The sequence below is a fragment of the uncultured Georgenia sp. genome (genome assembly GCF_937958535.1).
Lineage (GTDB): Bacteria > Actinomycetota > Actinomycetes > Actinomycetales > Actinomycetaceae > Oceanitalea.
Genome location: NZ_CALGNQ010000134.1, coordinates 1 through 2,921 on the forward strand (window position 1 = coordinate 1; position 2,921 = coordinate 2,921).

The following is a 2,921-nucleotide window of genomic DNA, read 5'->3' on the forward strand; positions in this document are numbered from 1 at the left end:
AGCTCACTTCCCAGCGAGAGCTGAGTTCCCACCGAGAGCCCAGTTGTCACCGACAGCGCACGCCTCACACAGGCGGACCGCAGGCGGACGGCGTCAGCGCTCGACGACCTCGCGCAGTGGCTCACCGGCGACGAAGGCGGCGAGGTTCGCCGAGACGAGGTCCGCCGCGCCGACCGGCCGACCGCCCGCGGCGTGCGGCGAGATGATGAGGTTCGGTGCCTCCCACAGCGGGGAGTCGGGCGGCAGCGGCTCGACCCGGGTGACGTCGAGCGCGGCGCCCCCGATCGTGCTCGCCCGCAGCGCATCGACGAGTGCCTCCTCGTCCACGGTCACCCCGCGACCGACGTTGACCACCCACGCGTGCTCCGGGAGCAGCGCCAGCCGCCGCGCGTCGAGCGCCCGCTCGGTCTCGGGCAGGGCGGGGACGAGCATGACGAGGACGTCGGCGTGCGGGAGCTCGGCGTCGATGTCGTCACCCACCGGGAAGCCGTCGCGCGTCCCGGCGCTGCGGGCCACACCGCGCACCTCGGCCCCCATGGCGCGCAGGTACGGCGCCAGGGTGCGGCCGATCGAGCCGAACCCCCAGATGACGACGCGGGCACCGAGCAGCGTGGTGAGGCGCCTCTCGGGGTGGAGGGGCTGGAGTCCGCCCACCTCGTGCGCCCAGCGGTGCTCGTCCTTCGCGTGCACCATGACGTCGATGCGCCGGATGCCGGCGAGGAGCAGGGCGAGCGCGTGCTCGGCGACGGTGCGGTCGTGCAGCCCGCGCCCGCAGGTGAGGACGACGTCGTCGGGGAAGCCGGCGGCGAGCACGGCGTCGGGCCCCGCGGCGAGGGTCTGTACCCACCGCAGCCGGGGGAGCCGCCGCGCCTCGGCCCGTAGCTGCTCCGCGCTCTGGCCCCAGGTGACGAGGACCTCGGCGTCGGTGTGCTCGTCGGGGACAGGCTGCGTCGGGTCGAAGACCACCGTCTCCACGCCCGGCGGGGCCGTGACGTCGAGCGGGACGTTGTCCGGCAGGAGGACCTTCACCGAACGCTGTCCGTCCCCCGCGTGCCGCCGGACGTCTGCCGCCGGCGCGCGGCCCGCCGCTCGTGAGGCACGGCCCAGAGCAGTGCGAGCAGTCCGATGCCGATCCCGGTGAGGCAGATCTGGAGCGCGCCGTCGAGGTCGTTCCCCGCCGCCCGCAGCAGGAGGACGACGACGAGCGCCGCCACCCACACCACCGTCCCGACGAGGAACATCGTCACGGTGTTGACCCGCATGGGCGGCAGCTCCTCGGACCGTGTCTCCGGTATGCGCATGCCCCCGATCGTAGGTGTCCGGCCGGACAGGGGGCGGTCGCCGCCGCCCACGCGCGCGCCGGCGGCGTCGACAGGCGTCCGGCGCGGTCGACAGGCGAAACGGGCAGCACACCCCACGGCGGTTCTGGCACCATGCAGTCCCATGTCCTCCCCGGCGCAGGTCCGCGCACAAGACCGCAGTTGGCTCGACCGTCGCTTCCAGCTCACCGAGCGAGGGTCCACCGTCGGACGTGAGATCCGCGGCGGCATCGTCACCTTCTTCGCGATGTCGTACATCCTCGTCCTCAACCCGCTCATCCTGTCCACCCCCGACAGCACCGGCGCCTACCTCGGCGGTGGCACCGACGGGCCGAACTTCGCCGCCGTCGCGGCGGGTACGGCGCTGGTCGCCGGCATCATGACGATCCTCATGGGCGCGGCGGCGAACTTCCCGCTGGCGCTCGCGGCAGGCCTGGGCCTCAACGCCGTCGTCGCCTACACGCTGGTCAGCCTGCCCGGTATGACCTGGGCGGACGCGATGGGCATCGTCGTCCTCGAGGGCATCCTCATCCTCATCCTCGTGCTCACCGGGTTACGCGAGGCGGTGTTCAAGGCGGTACCGCAGCAGCTCAAGGTCGCCATCTCGGTGGGTCTGGGGCTGTTCATCGCGCTCGTCGGCCTGGTCAACGCCGGCATCGTCCGCCCCGGCGCGGGCACCCCGGTGCAGCTCGGTGTCGACGGCTCGATCGTCGGGTGGCCGGCCGTCGTCTTCCTCGTCGGCCTCTTCCTCATCCTCGTCCTGCTGGTGAAGAAGGTCCGCGGCGCGATCCTCATCGGCGTCGTCGCCGCCACCGTGCTCGCCGCGATCATCGAGGCCGTGGCCGACGTCGGCCTGGTCGCCGAGGGCGACGTCGGCGGCTGGGGGCTCACCGTGCCCGCCATCGAGGGCTCGATCTTCGGCGTGCCGGAGTTCACCACGCTCGGCCAGTTCTCGCTCTTCGGTGCGGTGACGAAGATCGGCATCGTCGCGGCGGCGCTGCTCATCTTCTCCCTCATGCTCGCCGACTTCTTCGACACGATGGGCACGATGGTCGCCATCGGCTCCGAGGCCGACCTCCTCGACAAGGACGGCAACCCGCCGCGCACCCGCGCCATCCTCGTCGTCGACTCCATCGCCGCCGCCGCCGGTGGCGCGGGCGGTGTCTCGTCGAACACGAGCTACATCGAGTCGGCCGCCGGTGTCGGCGACGGCGCGCGCACCGGCCTGAGCTCCATCGTCACCGGCATCGCGTTCCTGCTGTCGATCTTCCTCGCGCCGCTCGCCGCGTTCGTGCCCTACGAGGCGGCGACCCCCGCGCTCGTCGTCGTCGGCTTCCTCATGATGCAGCAGGTGACGGAGATCAACTGGCGCGACATCACCATCGCCGTGCCGGCCTTCCTCACCATCGTCCTCATGCCCTTCTCCTACTCGATCACCGTGGGCATCGGCGCCGGGTTCATCGCCTACGTCGTGCTCTCGGCGGTGCGGAAGGGCGGGGCGCGCCAGGTCCACTGGCTCATGTGGGTGGTCGCGGCGCTGTTCGTCGTCTACTTCGCGCTCGGGCCGATCCAGCAGGCGCTGGGCATCTGACGCCGGCTAGG

Annotated in this window: 3 protein-coding genes; 1 reads left to right on the top strand and 2 read right to left on the bottom strand. The window is 72.2% G+C overall.

The annotated features are described in order from the left end of the window. Nucleotides 1-93 precede the first annotated feature (93 nt). Together Q0195_RS07565 and Q0195_RS07570 are read right to left on the bottom strand one after the other, a co-directional pair. On the bottom strand, nt 94-1,029 hold the full coding sequence (locus tag Q0195_RS07565; RefSeq protein WP_299276621.1) for a phosphoglycerate dehydrogenase: 936 nt from the start codon (nt 1,027-1,029) through the stop codon (nt 94-96). Next, nucleotides 1,026-1,301 (bottom strand): DUF2530 domain-containing protein, encoded by a 276-nt coding sequence (locus Q0195_RS07570; RefSeq protein ID WP_299276624.1) that lies wholly within the window; start codon nt 1,299-1,301, stop codon nt 1,026-1,028. Before Q0195_RS07570 ends, Q0195_RS07565 begins: the two co-directional genes overlap by 4 nt. Before the next feature lie 142 nt (nt 1,302-1,443). On the opposite strand from Q0195_RS07570, the gene Q0195_RS07575 reads away from it, so the two are divergent. Beyond that, nucleotides 1,444-2,910, top strand: a complete 1,467-nt coding sequence (locus Q0195_RS07575) for an NCS2 family permease (RefSeq protein ID WP_299276627.1) — start codon at nt 1,444-1,446, stop codon at nt 2,908-2,910. Nucleotides 2,911-2,921 lie beyond the last annotated feature (11 nt).

Excerpts from the sequence above, each read along its gene's own strand:
- Q0195_RS07575 (WP_299276627.1), top strand. The coding sequence starts at position 1,444 with ATGTCCTCCCCGGCGCAGGTCCGCGCACAAGACCGCAGTTGGCTCGAC.
- Q0195_RS07570 (WP_299276624.1), bottom strand. The coding sequence starts at position 1,301 with ATGCGCATACCGGAGACACGGTCCGAGGAGCTGCCGCCCATGCGGGTC.